A 15,212-nucleotide genomic window follows, 5' to 3' on the forward strand; every position below is an offset into this window, starting at 1 on the left:
GGTGAGGACCTTCACAAAGATTGCGGTGCTGCTGGCTGTATTATTGGGCTGCAGTGCGCGGGACGTTACGCTGGCACCGCCTCCCAATATCTATTTGTCAGAAGAAAATTATCCGGCGGATGAAATTCCGGCCGTTCTTCAAACTGTGGCTCCGCCAATATTCTACGTCACGGATCGCGCGGCCTTGACAGACGAGGCGGGTCAGTTGACCTACTCGTCGCAGCGCTCCAATTCCATGGCATTGGGCGTTGCACGCGTCCGGTTTGGGGCGCAGGATTGGGCCGACTTGGTTGCGCGCACATCGCAGGATGGCGCTCGGCGCCTGTCGCGCCTTGACGTGGAAGATACCACTGAGCTTGTGCGGTTCCGTGATGTTCCGCTCCCGACCCGGCGCGAAGATGGCAAGCTGATGTTCGAACCCGACGCGCTAGAGCGCTATGAAGAGGACGCGCGCGCCTTTCAAAAGGCCATCCGGGACGAAATCATACGTACTGGCAATGGACGGGTTCTGGTTTTCACTCATGGTGCTGCCAACGACTTTGAACGCGCAATGGATACCCTGGCGAACCTCTGGCATTATACGGGTCGCGAAAGTGTGCCGATCGCCTTTACATGGCCTGCGGGCAACAGTGGCCTTCTGGGGTATTTCCGCGACCGGGAAGCGGGGGACTTCAGCGTGTTTCACGCAAAGGAATTCCTGCGGTTGCTCGCTGAAATCGAGGAGGTGGAAGACATTGACATCGTGGCGCACTCTCGCGGTACGGATGTCATGAGCAAATCTCTTCGCGAGCTCGTGATCTACCATCGCGGGCAGGGCGTGCCGCCCAAGACAGCCATGAAAACAGGTACTTTGATCCTGGCGGCGGCTGATCTGGATGCAGGTGTTGTCGAACAACGCTTACAGGCCGAACGGTTCTCCGAAGCATTTGAGCAGATCAACATCTACATCAATCCTGAAGATGGTGCATTGCGATTGGCGTCATACATCACCAACGCGCCGCGTCTTGGGTCCGCGACGTCGGATACGTTGAGCGTTTCGCAACTGGAGCAGTTAAAGAAAGCAGAATTGGTGCATTTTATCCGTGTCGAGAATGTCATTGGCCGCGGTCATTCGTATTTTCGCGACAATCAGGCGGTACTGTCAGACATCGCGCTTGCTTTGCGCACGCGAGCCTTTCCGGGGGGAGTTTGCGGCCTTTGGAATTGGCTGATGATGGGTTTTGGCAGTTGCATCCCAACTATCCATTGGAAAGGTTGCCAGAGTTGGCCAATGTCGCCGGCGAAGATCGTTGACATCGGCATAAGCAAAACCAGCTCAATGCAACGATCTTTCCTCCAAGGGGGTTTTTGTATTCTGGATCGTTTGCGCGTTGGATGTTTCTTGGCAAAGACCTGAGGCACCGTAGTTTGATGCCGGCGTGACGCGCATTTAGCGCAGGTTATTGACAAAAACGCGCAGCGCACGTTCAAAGAGCGCTGAAATGGCTTAGAAAGCGTTCCTTTGAAACAAGGGTTCCCCATCGCGCGCTCAGGAGAGGTCATCGGCCTTTTGGGTGGGTCGTTCGATCCAGCGCACAGCGGACACGTGCACATATCACGCGAAGCCTTGAAACGTTTCGGGCTGACCCGGCTGTGGTGGCTGGTTAGCCCCGGCAACCCTATCAAGAAACAAGGCCCCGCACCTTTGGCACAACGTATGGCGCGCGCGCAGGCGATGATCCAGAATCCGCGCGTTACGGTCACCGATATGGAGACCTATCTGGGCACGCGCTATACTGCTGAGACACTTGCCGCATTGCAAATGCGCTACCCCGGCGTGCGGTTTGTCTGGTTGATGGGCGCGGACAATCTGGCCCAATTTCACCATTGGCAGAATTGGCGGCAGATCATGATGGCGGTACCCATCGGTGTCTTGGCACGCCCGGGAGACCGAATATCCGCCAGAATGAGTCCTGCCGCACGGCTGTTTTCCGCCGCGCGGATCGCGGGACATGCTTCCGTTCTATTGGGACGTGCGGATGCACCAGCTTGGTGTTTTGTGAATGTTCCCATGGTTGCCCAATCCTCATCTGCTATCCGCGCGGCAGGAGGTTGGCAGGCATAAACAGGTTGCGTCACGAAATATTCAGAATTTCCGGCGACGCTTCCGCTTGTTTCAACCGATAGGCTAAGGTTTACTTACCCGTATGACGCGACACCCCTCATCGCAGGTCTCCCGACGGGCCTTCATTGCCACGTTTCTGGCGGGCGTAGCCAGCCCCGTACTGGCGGGTGCGCCTGAAGTATCTTTGCGGCCCAGGCTCCGGGACAACACTCCAAAACCGGCACGCGAACTCAATGCGCTTTTGCGCGAGTCAAGGGTCACCGGTGACATTGTTTTTGCCGTTGCGGATGCCGAAACAGGAAAACTGCTTGAGGCGCACAACGAAGATTTGGGGATTGCGCCGGCCAGTGTGGCGAAATCCATAACAGCTCTTTACGCGCTTGGCGTGCTGGGCCCTTCCCACCGTTTTGAAACCACGGTCGTAACGACAGGAACCTTGACAGATGGCGTGCTGGACGGAGATCTGGTGCTTGTTGGTGGCTGCGATCCGACCATGGATACCAATGATTTGGCTGAGCTCGCCAGCCAGCTCAAAGATGCGGGTCTGCGCGAAATTCGCGGGCGATTTTTGGTCTTTGAGAACATTCTGGAACCTGTAAAAACCATCGACCCGGAGCAACCTGACCATTTGGGTTATAGCCCGGCCGTGTCGGGTATTGCGCTGAACTACAACCGGGTGCATTTCCAATGGAAACGCGCATCGGGGAAGTACAATGTGACAATGGACGCGCGGGCTGCGCCCTACCGCCCAGACGTTGCCATGGCCCGCATGAAGATTGTGGACAGGTCGTCGCCCATATTCACCTATGAAGACGCCGGTGCGGCGGACGAATGGACGGTCGCGAAACGCGCTCTGGGCAGTGAGGGATCGCGCTGGCTTCCAGTGCGCCACCCAGGGCTCTATGCCGGAGATGTCTTCGCGACGCTTGCACGGTCCCACGGTATCGTGCTGAAGACCGCGGAGCTGGTTGAAGAAATGCCAATGGGTTCCGTAATCGCGTCCGTGAAAAGCCCCCCGATGAACGAAATTCTTCATGGGATGCTAAAGTATTCAAATAATCTTACCGCTGAAATGGTCGGGCTTGCCACCACTCGGGCCCGGTCAGGGCGTGTAAATACGCTGGCTGCGTCGGCATTGCAGATGAACCTTTGGGCAATGGAAAACCTCGGCATGACAAGGCCAGCTTTTGTGGATCATTCGGGCTTGGGTGGCGCAAGCCGCATAAGCGCGAATGATATGGTGCGTGGTCTGGCGGCGGCGCACAAAGAGGCAGAATTGCGGCCAATCCTGAAACCGGTCAATCTCTTCGACAAAGACGGTCGCACAACCAAAAACCATCCGGTCAAAGTGGTCGCGAAAACCGGAACGCTGAATTATGTGTCCGGCCTGGCTGGCTTCATTACCGCACCAGGAGGCCGTGAGATGGTCTTCGCGGTTTTCTGTGCGGATGAAGACATCCGCGCGACGATCACGCGGGCCAACCGTGAACGCCCAAAAGGAGCCCGGCCTTGGGCCACGCGTGCGCGCCGATTGCAGCGGAAATTGCTAGGTCGGTGGGGGACAGTTTACGCAGAGCGAAGCACTGCAGCGTTGAAAAACTAAAACCCTTCTGCAACACACCCCCATTTACCGAGCGTGTTGTGTTTGTTGTGCCAAAACTGTGTTTCGCGGGGTGCTGCGCACCGCGGATGTTCGTGAAATGACGGAAACCTACTGACTTACGTCAGATGCCTTGCCCGTGCGCCCCGTTCGATGGCCGCGGCATGCAGCCGATCGAGATTCAGTTCATAACGGATTTCTTCGAGCAGACGCAGTTCAGCTTCCTCAAGCGTGCCATCGGCGGCGGCGACATCGCAGGCCAGAGCATAAGCTGTTTCAAACAACCGTTCCGGCAACGCTTCTCGGATCAGTCCAAAAAGTGCATCCAGCCCGTCTTCCTGTTCGAAAAGGTCGAAGACGGTCTGGCTGATGACGCCCAAACGATCTTCATCATAGTCCGCGAATATGGGAAGCATTTGAACGGCGGACTGAATTTTCACAAGCTCTGCTGTGCGGATGTCCTCGTCCGACGCAGAAACCGCGATCATCATGGCAACGAGGCTGTCTTGTTCGGAAAACGCGTGAGCGGGATTGTCAGGCACTTGGCTGTTCTTTCACTTGGGTCAACGCCGTCAGATTATTGACGGCAATGCTGCAACGCAATAGGGACGGACGAAACCCGGCGCAAGGGGTGCCGGATGAGTAAGCCTCAGGTGAGACATGTCCGAATTACGCGACGCCGCAATGACCAGCAAAGCATGGCCCTTTGAAGAAGCGCGCCGCATTCTGAAACGGTACCAGAAAGCACCACCTGAAAAAGGGCACGTGCTTTTTGAAACCGGGTATGGGCCCAGCGGTCTACCACACATCGGAACCTTTGGCGAAGTGCTTCGTACCACAATGGTGCGGCGCGCATTTGAGCAAATTTCTGATATTCCAACGCGGCTGATCTGTTTTTCAGATGATCTTGATGGAATGCGCAAGATACCGGGCAACGTACCTCAACAAGACATGCTTACCGAGCATATGCACAAGCCGTTGACCTCCGTACCCGATCCCTTTGGCACGCATGAGAGCTTCGGGCATCACAACAATGCGATGTTACGGCGGTTTCTGGACACCTTCGGGTTTGACTACGAGTTTTACTCCGCTCGCGAGTTCTACCAATCCGGTCAGTTCGACGGCATCCTGCGCCGCGCAGTGGAGCGCTATGACGATGTGATGAAGGTCATGCTCAAATCATTGCGCGAAGAGCGTCAGCAGACTTATTCCATCTTCCTGCCCATTCATCCCGAAACGGGCCGCGTGCTCTATGTGCCGATGAAGCATGTGGATGCGACAAATCATACAGTCACATTCGATGACCAAGATGGGCGCGAGTGGACCCTGCCGGTGACGGGCGGCAACGTTAAACTCCAATGGAAGCCAGACTTCGGAGCGCGTTGGGCCGCATTGGACGTCGATTTCGAGATGTATGGCAAGGAACACGCGACCAACACGGCGATCTACGACCGGATTTGCGAAATACTGGGCGGCGAAAAGCCCGAGCATTTCAGCTATGAGCTTTTTCTGGACGAAAACGGCCAGAAAATATCCAAGTCGTCCGGCAATGGTATTTCGATAGATCAATGGCTGACTTATGCCAGCACTGAAAGCCTGTCATACTTCATGTATCAAAAGCCCAAAACCGCCAAGAGAATGTATTTTGATGTCATTCCCAAAGCAGTTGATGAGTATCATCAACAGCTGCGCGCCTACGAGACGCAGGATGTAACGCAACGGCTAAACAATCCGGTCTGGCACATTCATGGCGGTGACGTGCCGCAGTCAAATATGCTGGTTCCGTTTTCGATGCTTCTCAATCTTGCAAGCGTTTCGGCGGCTGAAGACAAGTCTCAACTTTGGGGTTTTGTGCAACGCTATGCGCCTGAAACAAATGCAGAAAACAACCCGGATATGGATGCAGCGGCGGGTTTTGCCGTGCGCTACTACAATGACTTTGTTAAGCCCAAAAAGGTCTACCGATTGGCCAGCGAACTGGAGCGGGAGGCGTTGAGCGATTTGCGGGATCAACTCAAAGCATATGATGGTCCAGTGGACGACGAAGCCTTGCAGTCGATTGTTTATGCCTGTGGCCGCGACAGGTTCGAGCCGTTGCGTGCGTGGTTCAAGGCGCTCTATGAAGTCTTGTTAGGCGCCAGTCAGGGGCCACGATTTGGCGGGTTCATCGCTCTTTATGGCGTAGATGAAACTGTGGCTTTGATCGAGCGAGCCTTGGCCGGAGCATTGGTAAAAAACAGCTAGTTGCTTGCCAGACAGCCTGAGTGCCTTACTTCTTGCAGACGTGTCGCGGAGGGTACTATGCGCAGTTTAATGTTGGGAGCTCTGATTTGGTTTGGACTGCAAACTTCTTTGTATGCGCAGGAAACCGACATTCAGGCCACGATAGAAAAGCAATTGCAGGCCTTTCAGGTTGATGATTTCGACGCAGCGTTTGAATTTGCCAGCCCGAACCTGCAGCGATTGTTTCAAAACCCAAAGAATTTTGAACGCATGGTCACCCAGGGTTACCCAATGGTTTGGCGGCCAGGGGAGGTTCGGTATCTGGAGTTGCGCCAGCAGGATGGAGCTTATTGGCAGCGGGTCATGATCACCGATCAGTCAGGTCGCGTCCATGTTCTGGACTACAGAATGTTGGAAATCGAAACCGGTTGGCGCATAAACGGTGTTCAAATTCTGGGCAGCGATGATTTAAGCGCGTGATTTGATGGTGAAAGTGTGTCGGCCTTATAGCCCAATTCAGCGCATCATGGCGTTTGCCCATGGTTAGAATTCTCGCCAAACACCGATTTTGAATTCGGTGTCGCCTCCGCCTCGGACTGGGATTTCAGCCCCGATCTGGAATGTATAGTTCCCCTTTCCGGGTAAGAAAAGTAAAGATGGCGCAGCTTTGGTAAACAGTTCATCCTCCTGATACGTGTTAAAAACTTGCATCATTCCCTTGAAATGATCGGTAAAACCCAAGCCCACCGTACCGTCTAGTTTAATGCGGGTTTCCAAAGTTGATCCGGGGATGTTGATGCTGCTGTCGACGACTGTCCATCCATAGCGTTCGCCGAGCTTGATACCACGGCCCCAGGAAAGCCCGGCCTCTATTGCCGGAGCAATCACTGTGTTTTGCGACCTTGCTCCGATCCCGGCGTGCCAGGCCCATTTATGGGTCGCATCGGGTGCGCTCAACGGAAAACGTGCGAATAAGATGCCTGATCCCGATTGTTGGAGAGTGCGGTCAATGCCATAGAAGAGGTCCGCGCCAATGGTGACGGTGTCACGTAGCCCATATTCCGCGTAGAGGCTGCCTGATGTATCTTTTGCCTTGGTGGCATTCGCTGAGCCTGCGTAGAAACCTTTCCCCTTTTCGCGGAGCCAAGGGCCCGCCAGCGTCACTTGCACGCTCGCCCAGAATATCACAAAGGCCAGAGCAAAAAGACGCATGACACCAAACTCCTGCCTGGCATCATGGTTAATGAAAGTTAATTTTTGGTTACATGCCGCATTTGCTGCCATTCCGCTTCGCGTTGCACTAGATCATAGATCGCAGTAGTCAGCCTGCACCCCGCTATCCCGGCTTGCATATGATGATCGCTGAGGCTGCAAAAAAGAAGAAACGCGGCGGATTTCTCGAAGTGACAATTGACTTTTACGCGATGCGGCTCATCAGAATCATCGACAGTAAGGCGCAGCCCAGGCCAAGATATTCGCGTGTGTGCAGTGGTTCCCCAAAATAGACCGCGCCCAAAACTGCCAGGGCAATCAGCGTCAACATGGAATAAGCGACGCCTGCTTGCGCGAGGGTGACATGCTGCATGGCATAAAACCACAAGATGGCGGAAAAACCATATAGCGCAATGCCCAGAATAACGTGTTTGGACGTAATTGGCAGCCCGTGATCGACGGCTGACTTGATGGCAAAATCGCCGATGATCACCGTCATTGCTGTGAAGAATGTGAAGAAATAGCCGAACGCGAGATGGCCCATGGAAAAACCTCAAATAAAAATTCAATAATAAAATGCGATTGGTGCAGCGTTCATACCATAAATGCCGCGAAAAAATCTACAGTTGCATCCGGAGCAAGTGCTTTTCAACGGTATTGTCGGTTAGTTTTCAAAATCAAGGCGACGCAATGCCCGCTCGGACTTTTATTGATCATGCCGGGTCATGTTTGACGCAAAAACAAAAAAACCCCGCAACCAGCGAGGTTTCTTGAGATTTCCTGATGGTCGTTTCGCTTTTAATTCAATTGTTTGACGTTACATTCTCGCGCCATTTCGATGGCTTTCTTTGTACCGGTCAAATCAACTGAGAATGCATATTCCGTCTCCGGAAAGACCACCATCTCATACTGTTGCTCCAAATCCTTGACGAATTGCGGATTGTCGCTGAGCACGTAGCCACCAGAGTACCCTTTGGTGATGTTTCCGCGCATACCAGTCACTTCGCCAAGATAGATGTTCTCACCGATGAGGATGGCGACGGCTTCTTCGCTGTCCTTTTTGATGTTGGTTTCACCTTTGGTAAAAACGCCCAAGTACCCAACGCCGCGGTCCTCTGTGAGACCCATTTGGACCACGTTTTCAAAGTCGTCGACCGCCTCGATCAAGCAGGATTGTTTTTGTTCATCGATGAAGACACTCCAACCTTCGACTTCGCCGTATTTTAAGAACGTATCAGCGCTGGCGCCGAAGGTGAAAGCCGCTGTAGCAAGTGCTGCAGCAGCGGCGTGTTTGATTTTTAGCATATTTGCGGAACTCCTGTTGGAAAAGGCCCGAATTGGGGGTGAACACAACCTATACGACAGATGACTCTGCGCAAGGCAAGAGTTTCACCGAACATGTCAAAACCCTTGTGTGAAACCGTTTTAACAACCCATCACTGGCTCAATTGAAAGCCGCAATAAGCTCTAAACCAAACACGTTTCGAGGTTTTATCGACCTTTTCGCCGCTTTACGCCGCCCCGCATACCGCCGCGTCCCATAGTGCTACGGCCGGACGCCTTTTGCGCATCACCCACGGCTTTTTCGACCGCATATTGCCGTGCCATTGGATCGTCTGCGATGGCAAGATCGACCGCTTCGAGACGCTTGACTTCGTCGCGTAGACGGGCCGCTTCTTCGAATTCCAGGTTTTCGGCGGCTTTGCGCATATCTGTGCGCAGGCCATCCAGAACGGTTTGCAAATTGCCGCCCGCCAACGGGTTTTCGATTTTGGCGGTTACACGCGATTGATCTGTGTCGCCTTTGTAGAGTCCCGCCAGAATGTCCTCGACATTTTTTTTCACGGTTGCGGGTGTGATGTCGTGCTCCTGATTATAAGCTATCTGCTTCGCGCGGCGCCGATCGGTCTCGGCCAGCGCGCGTTCCATCGATCCTGTGATGCGATCCGCGTACATGATCACCCGGCCGTCCGCGTTGCGTGCGGCGCGGCCAATGGTCTGAATGAGCGAGGTTTCAGACCGCAGGAATCCTTCTTTGTCCGCGTCGAGAATGGCCACCAGGCCGCATTCCGGGATGTCGAGCCCCTCTCGCAGAAGGTTGATCCCGATCAGCACATCAAAGGCGCCAAGACGCAAGTCCCGCAAAATTTCGATACGTTCGATCGTGTCAATATCGGAGTGCATATAGCGCACGCGGATGCCCTGTTCATGCATATATTCCGTCAAGTCTTCGGCCATGCGTTTGGTCAAAGTCGTGCAAAGCGTCCGCATGCCCTCCGCAGCGACCTTTCGTACTTCATCCAGAAGATCATCCACCTGCATTTCAACCGGGCGAATTTCGACTTGCGGGTCCAAAAGACCGGTCGGCCGGATCACCTGTTCTGTAAAAACGCCACCGGTTTGTTCGATTTCCCAATTGGCAGGCGTGGCAGAGACAAAGACCGATTGAGGGCGCATCGCGTCCCATTCCTCAAATTTGAGGGGCCGGTTGTCCATGCAAGAAGGAAGCCGAAATCCGTGCTCAGCTAAAGTGAACTTGCGTCTGTAGTCGCCTTTGTACATACCGCCGATCTGTGGCACGGAAACATGGCTCTCATCCGCAAAGACAATGGCGTGATCAGGAATGAACTCAAACAGCGTGGGCGGTGGTTCGCCCGGTGCGCGACCAGTCAGATAGCGCGAATAATTCTCGATACCATTGCAAACCCCTGTGGCCTCCAACATCTCCAGATCGAAGTTGGTGCGTTGCTCGAGCCGCTGCGCCTCTAAAAGCTTGCCGTCGTTCACAAGCTGGTCGAGTCGGATTTTCAGCTCTTTTTTGATGCCAATAACGGCCTGCTGCATCGTTGGTTTGGGCGTTACATAGTGGCTGTTGGCATAAACGCGGATTTGATCAAAATTATCGGTTTTCTCACCGGTCAAAGGGTCAAACTCGGTGATAGATTCGAGTTCTTCGCCGAAAAAAGACAACTTCCAAGCACGGTCTTCCAGGTGGGCCGGGAAGATTTCAAGGCTGTCGCCCCGCACCCGGAAAGACCCGCGTTGAAAAGCCTGATCATTGCGACGGTACTGCTGCGCAACCAGATCGGCCATGACCTGGCGTTGGTCATACATCTGACCGGTTTTCAGATCTTGTGTCATGGCCCCGTAGGTCTCCACCGACCCTATACCATAAATACAAGAGACAGAGGCCACGATGATCACGTCATCCCTTTCCAGAAGCGCGCGCGTCGCGGAGTGGCGCATCCGGTCAATCTGTTCGTTGATCTGGCTTTCTTTTTCGATGTAGGTGTCCGAACGCGCGACGTAGGCTTCGGGCTGGTAGTAGTCGTAGTAGCTTACGAAATATTCCACGGCATTCTCCGGAAAGAACCCTTTGAATTCGCCGTACAGCTGTGCTGCCAACGTCTTATTGGGCGCAAGAATGATCGCAGGGCGTTGAGTTCCCTCGATGACCTTGGCCATGGTGAAGGTTTTGCCCGTGCCGGTGGCGCCGAGCAATACCTGATCCCTTTCACCGGAGATCAACCCCTCAGAGAGCTCCGCGATCGCTGAGGGCTGGTCACCTGCGGGTTCAAATTCCGTGGACAATACGAATTCCTTGCCGCCTTCGAGTTTCGGGCGGCTGCGCACGTCCGGCGCAGGGTTCGCCATGATGACAGGAGCATCAGAAGTATCGGTCTGGGCGTAAGGCATGATCTATCCTTGGAGGTTATCTCCAAAGTGTCATGTTTCTGAGCAGGTTCAAGGGCGGCTTTTCCCCTAGTGACAAAAACTGTCACCATCAAGTATCAGATCAGCCCGAGACTTTTGAACGAACTTTCAGAGGTTTTCCCAATAATCACGTGATCATGTACGCGCACGTCAATGGACTGGCAGGCCAGCAAGATGTTGTCGGTCATGGTAATGTCCGCCTGACTGGGTGAGGGATCGCCGGAGGGGTGATTGTGCACAAGGATCAGGGCCGAGGCATTCAGTTCCAGCGCGCGTTTGACCACTTCGCGCGGATAGACCGGAACGTGATTGACTGTGCCACGGGCCTGTTCTTCGTCCGCGATTACGACGTTTTTATTATCAAGAAACAGGATGCGGAATTGCTCCGTGTCGCGGTGCGCCATCGCGGTCCGACAGTAATCGATCAAGTCGTCCCAACACGACAAGGCACAGTGTTCCAGAACTTTGGCCTGCGCCATGCGATGCGCAAAGGCTTCAACAAGTTTTAGTTGGGTGTAAACTTTCTTGGTTGTCCCTCGCACCTGAAGCAAGCGATGTTCAGAGGCTGCAATCACACCGTTGAGATCGCCGAATGTTGACAGCAGCTTTTTTGCCAATGGTTTGACGTCGACCCGCTCAATGGCGTTGAAGAGCAACAACTCCAGCAGTTCGTATTCGGGCATGGCGGCATGACCGCCGTTCAAAAACCGGGTGCGCAGCCGCGCTCGGTGGCCCATATAGTGTGGCGACGGACCGCCGCCGTGGCCTGCAATTTCGCCTTTGTCCAGCGGTTTGGTTACAACGCCGCTTGGGATACGGCGCTCCAGTTCTTCGAGCCCGCGCAGAGCAGCTTCAGAAAATCCATGTTTCATAACGGCATACATTTACCCTGTTGACCATTTGCGAGTCGGATTTTGGGAAATTTCGGTTAGCGAATTCTTAACCAAGTCGCATTTGACGAAAAATTTCGATAACTGTTGCGTTTTCGCCGGGCATTGACGCAAAACGCGTCTTGCTCCGACCGGTTAAATCCTCGATAAAATGGTAAGGCCCGGTCAAGGAGCATTCTTATGCGCGCGCGTATTTACAAGCCTGCCAAGACAGCCATGCAATCTGGCACGGCGAAAACGCATTTGTGGGTGCTGGACTTTGCGCCAGCCTCTGCACGCGCGGTCGACCCTCTTATGGGGTGGACGTCGTCGGATGACATGCAAAGTCAGGTGCGCCTTCGGTTTGAATCCAAAGAAGCGGCCATGGAATATGCGCGAGAAAACGGCATTGATGCGGATGTTCAAGAGCCCAAAAAGCGGCGCGCGAACATCCGTCCAGGGGGCTACGGTGAGAACTTTGCAACTGGGCGCCGAGGTGCTTGGACTCACTAAGAATGCATGAAATCGCGCCGGCAAAAGCGACGGACAGCGATGTTGCGGCTCTGCTTGGCAAGCATTTTGACCTGATGCGCGCGCAATCTCCTCCAGAAAGTTGCCATGTTTTGCCAGCAGACCAGCTTGCCGGAGATGACATTCATCTACTTGCGTTGCGCGGCGAGGGGCGGCTACTGGCCATTGGAGCCATTCGAGTTTATGGCGCGTGGGGCGAACTCAAATCGATGCACACGGATCAAGCGGTGCGCGGGCAAGGTCTGGGATCGGTCATGTTGCAGGAATTGATTAAACAGGCCAGGCAATTTGGCCTCCGCAGTTTGAAACTGGAAACAGGCTCGGGACCTGAACACGAGCCTGCACGACGTTTGTATCAGAGCGCTGGCTTTGTAACTTGCGCGCCTTTTGGCGACTATTCGGCGGACCCTCTGAGCATGTTTATGAGCCGTGCGATCTGAAAACACACCAGTGAATGTTTCGTACCGAGACCGCAGCGGTGGCGTGGCGTTGTTGCGCGCGCTTCAAACTGACGCCAGTTCCTGCGCACTCGCACTAAATATGCTTTGATTTTAAGGTGGTGAGCATTTAGAGGGATTTTGCAGAGAGTTTTGCGGCTCCGTAGCTCAACTGGATAGAGCAAGGACCTTCTAAGTCCGAGGTTGTGGGTTCAAGTCCTACCGGGGCCGCCATTTTTCCGCTAGGGGCAGTATCTGTATTGGGAAAGTATTCTTCGGGTGTTGGGCTTGGGGTTTTACCGCTTCGGTCTGGAAGCACTCTTTCTTGAAGGCACAGACAATCCCGGGCGATATGGTGGAGAAAAGTGTCGTGCCAATTCGATGGCTCCACAACAGCCATTTTGCAAGTTTCACTCTGGTCGGCGTTCTTTCCGCGCTGCATAAAGCGTAAGACCCACTGATATCGGAGACCAAAGATGACCGGCGCATATGATCCAGGACAGGACGGTGCACAAATGTCGTTTAAGGTCGATATGAGCTACGGTGATTACCTCGGTCTCGATGATTTGCTGGGTGCGCAAGGACCACTTTCAGATGCGCATGACGAGATGCTCTTTATCATACAGCATCAGACGTCAGAGCTTTGGATGCGGTTGGCGTTGCACGAATTGGATGCCGCCCGTGGGCACATTCAAACCGAGCGTTTCAGCGAGGCATTCAAGATGATCACACGTGTCGCGCGAATCTTTGAACAATTGAACAGCGCCTGGGACGTGCTTAGAACCATGACGCCCAGTGACTACACTGCATTTCGTACACAATTGGGCGCTTCATCTGGATTTCAATCGCACCAATATCGCCTGATCGAGTTCTTCGTTGGCAATCGCAATACTGCCATGCTCAAGGTCCATGAGCATCGGCCGGAGCTACACGCCAAACTGGTTGCGGAATTGGAGCGGCCCTCGCTTTATCATGTGGCTTTGCGGGCTCTTGAAAAGGAGCTGGATGTTTCTCTGCCGGAAGATGCTTTTCGCATGAAAGAGCCGCATCAATCCGACGATGCAATTGTGGCTGCCTGGTCAGCCGTCTACCGTGCGCCAGAGACACACTGGACGCTGTATGAACTTGCGGAAAAACTGGTGGACCTTGAAGACTATTTCCGAAGGTGGCGGTTCAATCACGTCACCACGGTCGAGCGGATCATTGGGTTCAAACGCGGGACGGGCGGGACCAGTGGCGTGAAATACCTGCGCCGCATGTTGGAAGTCGAGCTTTTTCCAGAGCTGTGGAACCTGCGCGGAGGGCTATAGATGACGCTGCCAAGAAAAGACCTTTTCGACATTCCTGACGGCGTGATCTATCTGGATGGTAACTCACTGGGCCCCTTGCCAAAAGGCGTGTCTGAGGCAGTACAGGAAGCGGTTGTGGCGCAATGGGGCGGAGAGCTGATCAAAGGGTGGAACACATGCAACTGGATGGAACAGCCCGCACGCGTCGGCAACAAGGTCGCTCGGCTGATTGGGGCGCCGGACGGTTCAGTGGTCATGGGAGACACCCTGTCGATCAAGGTCTTTCAGGCGCTTGCAGCCGGTTTGGCGTTGCGACCGGAACGCCGGGTTATTCTTTCGGACACCGGAAATTTCCCGTCTGACCTCTACATGGCGGAGGGTTTGATCGCTCTAAAGGCGCACGGACATAGTCTAAAAACCGTCGCGCCGGAAGCTGTGATCGATACCATAAATGATACGGTTGCCGTGGTTATGCTGACGGAGGTGGACTATCGAACTGGCCGGAAACACGACATGGACGATATCACCGAACGTGCGCATCAGGCGGGCGCAGTCATGATTTGGGATTTGGCGCATAGTGCCGGTGCCGTGGATGTACAGATCGCCGCGTCAAATTGTGAATTCGCGGTTGGCTGCACCTATAAATATCTCAATGGAGGACCAGGCGCGCCAGCCTTTATCTACGTCCGACCGGACTTGGCGGCATCAGCTCAGCCCGCCCTTGCCGGTTGGTTGGGGCACAAGGCACCTTTTGCCTTTGATCAAACTTACACGCCCGCGCCAAACATTGAACGCATGCGCGTGGGCACGCCGCCCGTACTACAGCTTGCCGCCCTGGAAGAAGCGTTGAAGGTATGGGACACCACGACCATGGCGCAGATCCGCGAGGCCTCCGTTGCGCTCTGCGACCTGTTCATCACGCAGGTGGAAGCGCGCTGCCCGGAACTTACCCTGATTAGCCCACGTGACGGGTCGGTGCGTGGCAGTCAGGTGTCTTTTTCGTTTGAGCATGGATATGCAGCAATGCAGGCCTTGATCGCCCAGGGGGTGATAGGAGATTTTCGCGCCCCTAACGTAATGCGCTTTGGGTTCACCCCCCTTTACATCGACAAGGAGGACGTTGTTGGCGCTGTGGATGTGCTGGAAAACATTCTAAACAATCGTTTGTGGGACGCGGATGTTTTCAAACGGACGCATCTTGTGACGTGATCGCGGTATGTCTCGCTGAAATGT

Annotated in this window: 15 protein-coding genes and 1 tRNA gene; 10 read left to right on the forward strand and 6 right to left on the reverse strand. The window is 54.2% G+C overall.

What is annotated here, in order from left to right; genetic code table 11:
• The first annotated feature begins 1 nt into the window (after nucleotide 1).
• The 3 genes from AB8B75_RS01465 to dacB all read left to right on the forward strand — a co-directional run bounded on the left by AB8B75_RS01465 (nucleotide 2) and on the right by dacB (nucleotide 3,707).
• The gene (locus AB8B75_RS01465; protein WP_405359281.1) at nucleotides 2–1,396 is read left to right on the forward strand and encodes an alpha/beta hydrolase; all 1,395 of its coding nucleotides are present in this window, start codon (nucleotides 2–4) and stop codon (nucleotides 1,394–1,396) included.
• A 105-nt stretch (nucleotides 1,397–1,501) separates the two neighbouring features.
• Nucleotides 1,502–2,104, forward strand: coding sequence for a nicotinate-nucleotide adenylyltransferase (locus AB8B75_RS01470; RefSeq protein ID WP_405359282.1), 603 nt, complete (start codon nucleotides 1,502–1,504; stop codon nucleotides 2,102–2,104).
• Between the two features lie 82 nt (nucleotides 2,105–2,186).
• Nucleotides 2,187–3,707: a D-alanyl-D-alanine carboxypeptidase/D-alanyl-D-alanine-endopeptidase gene (dacB, locus tag AB8B75_RS01475; protein ID WP_405359283.1), complete on the forward strand. Its 1,521-nt coding sequence runs from the start codon at nucleotides 2,187–2,189 to the stop codon at nucleotides 3,705–3,707.
• A gap of 116 nt (nucleotides 3,708–3,823) precedes the next feature.
• Here the strand turns inward: dacB and AB8B75_RS01480 are convergent, their stop codons facing one another.
• On the reverse strand, nucleotides 3,824–4,195 hold the full coding sequence (locus AB8B75_RS01480) for a tellurite resistance TerB family protein (RefSeq protein WP_405359420.1): 372 nt from the start codon (nucleotides 4,193–4,195) through the stop codon (nucleotides 3,824–3,826).
• Between the two features lie 169 nt (nucleotides 4,196–4,364).
• Here AB8B75_RS01480 and AB8B75_RS01485 point away from each other — a divergent pair, with 169 nt between their 5' ends.
• Nucleotides 4,365–5,948 (forward strand): lysine--tRNA ligase, encoded by a 1,584-nt coding sequence (locus AB8B75_RS01485; protein WP_405359284.1) that lies wholly within the window; start codon nucleotides 4,365–4,367, stop codon nucleotides 5,946–5,948.
• 57 nt (nucleotides 5,949–6,005) lie between these two features.
• Entirely contained in the window at nucleotides 6,006–6,407 is a 402-nt protein-coding gene (locus AB8B75_RS01490; protein ID WP_405359285.1) for a DUF4864 domain-containing protein, read from the forward strand.
• Between the two features lie 63 nt (nucleotides 6,408–6,470).
• Here the strand turns inward: AB8B75_RS01490 and AB8B75_RS01495 are convergent, their stop codons facing one another.
• The 5 genes from AB8B75_RS01495 to radC all read right to left on the reverse strand — a co-directional run bounded on the left by AB8B75_RS01495 (nucleotide 6,471) and on the right by radC (nucleotide 11,725).
• On the reverse strand, nucleotides 6,471–7,139 hold the full coding sequence (locus tag AB8B75_RS01495) for a hypothetical protein (protein ID WP_405359287.1): 669 nt from the start codon (nucleotides 7,137–7,139) through the stop codon (nucleotides 6,471–6,473).
• A 205-nt stretch (nucleotides 7,140–7,344) separates the two neighbouring features.
• Nucleotides 7,345–7,683, reverse strand: coding sequence for an EamA family transporter (locus tag AB8B75_RS01500; protein ID WP_405359288.1), 339 nt, complete (start codon nucleotides 7,681–7,683; stop codon nucleotides 7,345–7,347).
• A 254-nt stretch (nucleotides 7,684–7,937) separates the two neighbouring features.
• Nucleotides 7,938–8,444: a hypothetical protein gene (locus tag AB8B75_RS01505; RefSeq protein WP_405359290.1), complete on the reverse strand. Its 507-nt coding sequence runs from the start codon at nucleotides 8,442–8,444 to the stop codon at nucleotides 7,938–7,940.
• 186 nt (nucleotides 8,445–8,630) lie between these two features.
• Nucleotides 8,631–10,835 carry an excinuclease ABC subunit UvrB gene (gene uvrB, locus AB8B75_RS01510; protein ID WP_405359291.1) on the reverse strand — a complete coding sequence of 735 codons (2,205 nt, stop codon included), beginning with the start codon at nucleotides 10,833–10,835 and terminating at the stop codon, nucleotides 8,631–8,633.
• 95 nt (nucleotides 10,836–10,930) lie between these two features.
• Nucleotides 10,931–11,725 (reverse strand): DNA repair protein RadC, encoded by a 795-nt coding sequence (gene radC / locus AB8B75_RS01515; protein WP_405359292.1) that lies wholly within the window; start codon nucleotides 11,723–11,725, stop codon nucleotides 10,931–10,933.
• Between the two features lie 198 nt (nucleotides 11,726–11,923).
• Between radC and AB8B75_RS01520 the strand changes: the two genes are divergently transcribed.
• From AB8B75_RS01520 to kynU, 5 genes are all read left to right on the forward strand, one after another.
• The gene (locus tag AB8B75_RS01520) at nucleotides 11,924–12,235 is read left to right on the forward strand and encodes an ETC complex I subunit (RefSeq protein ID WP_405359293.1); all 312 of its coding nucleotides are present in this window, start codon (nucleotides 11,924–11,926) and stop codon (nucleotides 12,233–12,235) included.
• A gap of 2 nt (nucleotides 12,236–12,237) precedes the next feature.
• Nucleotides 12,238–12,693, forward strand: a complete 456-nt coding sequence (locus AB8B75_RS01525) for a GNAT family N-acetyltransferase (RefSeq protein ID WP_405359294.1) — start codon at nucleotides 12,238–12,240, stop codon at nucleotides 12,691–12,693.
• A gap of 154 nt (nucleotides 12,694–12,847) precedes the next feature.
• Nucleotides 12,848–12,924: transfer RNA gene (locus tag AB8B75_RS01530), tRNA-Arg, on the forward strand.
• A gap of 242 nt (nucleotides 12,925–13,166) precedes the next feature.
• On the forward strand, nucleotides 13,167–14,000 hold the full coding sequence (locus tag AB8B75_RS01535; protein ID WP_405359295.1) for a tryptophan 2,3-dioxygenase: 834 nt from the start codon (nucleotides 13,167–13,169) through the stop codon (nucleotides 13,998–14,000).
• The gene (kynU, locus tag AB8B75_RS01540) at nucleotides 14,001–15,188 is read left to right on the forward strand and encodes a kynureninase (RefSeq protein WP_405359296.1); all 1,188 of its coding nucleotides are present in this window, start codon (nucleotides 14,001–14,003) and stop codon (nucleotides 15,186–15,188) included.
• Nucleotides 15,189–15,212: the final 24 nt, after the last annotated feature.

It is taken from the genome of Roseobacter sp. (assembly GCF_045106495.1).
GTDB lineage: Bacteria > Pseudomonadota > Alphaproteobacteria > Rhodobacterales > Rhodobacteraceae > Roseobacter.

Bases quoted from the DNA above. Each gene is read 5' to 3' on its own strand.
- AB8B75_RS01495 (WP_405359287.1), bottom strand. From the start codon at position 7,139: ATGCGTCTTTTTGCTCTGGCCTTTGTGATATTCTGGGCGAGCGTGCAA.
- kynU (WP_405359296.1), top strand. From the start codon at position 14,001: ATGACGCTGCCAAGAAAAGACCTTTTCGACATTCCTGACGGCGTGATC.
- AB8B75_RS01525 (WP_405359294.1), top strand. From the start codon at position 12,238: ATGCATGAAATCGCGCCGGCAAAAGCGACGGACAGCGATGTTGCGGCT.
- AB8B75_RS01500 (WP_405359288.1), bottom strand. From the start codon at position 7,683: ATGGGCCATCTCGCGTTCGGCTATTTCTTCACATTCTTCACAGCAATG.
- AB8B75_RS01485 (WP_405359284.1), top strand. From the start codon at position 4,365: ATGTCCGAATTACGCGACGCCGCAATGACCAGCAAAGCATGGCCCTTT.
- AB8B75_RS01490 (WP_405359285.1), top strand. From the start codon at position 6,006: ATGCGCAGTTTAATGTTGGGAGCTCTGATTTGGTTTGGACTGCAAACT.
- uvrB (WP_405359291.1), bottom strand. From the start codon at position 10,835: ATGCCTTACGCCCAGACCGATACTTCTGATGCTCCTGTCATCATGGCG.
- radC (WP_405359292.1), bottom strand. From the start codon at position 11,725: ATGAAACATGGATTTTCTGAAGCTGCTCTGCGCGGGCTCGAAGAACTG.
- AB8B75_RS01480 (WP_405359420.1), bottom strand. From the start codon at position 4,195: ATGATGATCGCGGTTTCTGCGTCGGACGAGGACATCCGCACAGCAGAG.
- AB8B75_RS01520 (WP_405359293.1), top strand. From the start codon at position 11,924: ATGCGCGCGCGTATTTACAAGCCTGCCAAGACAGCCATGCAATCTGGC.
- dacB (WP_405359283.1), top strand. From the start codon at position 2,187: ATGACGCGACACCCCTCATCGCAGGTCTCCCGACGGGCCTTCATTGCC.
- AB8B75_RS01535 (WP_405359295.1), top strand. From the start codon at position 13,167: ATGACCGGCGCATATGATCCAGGACAGGACGGTGCACAAATGTCGTTT.
- AB8B75_RS01505 (WP_405359290.1), bottom strand. From the start codon at position 8,444: ATGCTAAAAATCAAACACGCCGCTGCTGCAGCACTTGCTACAGCGGCT.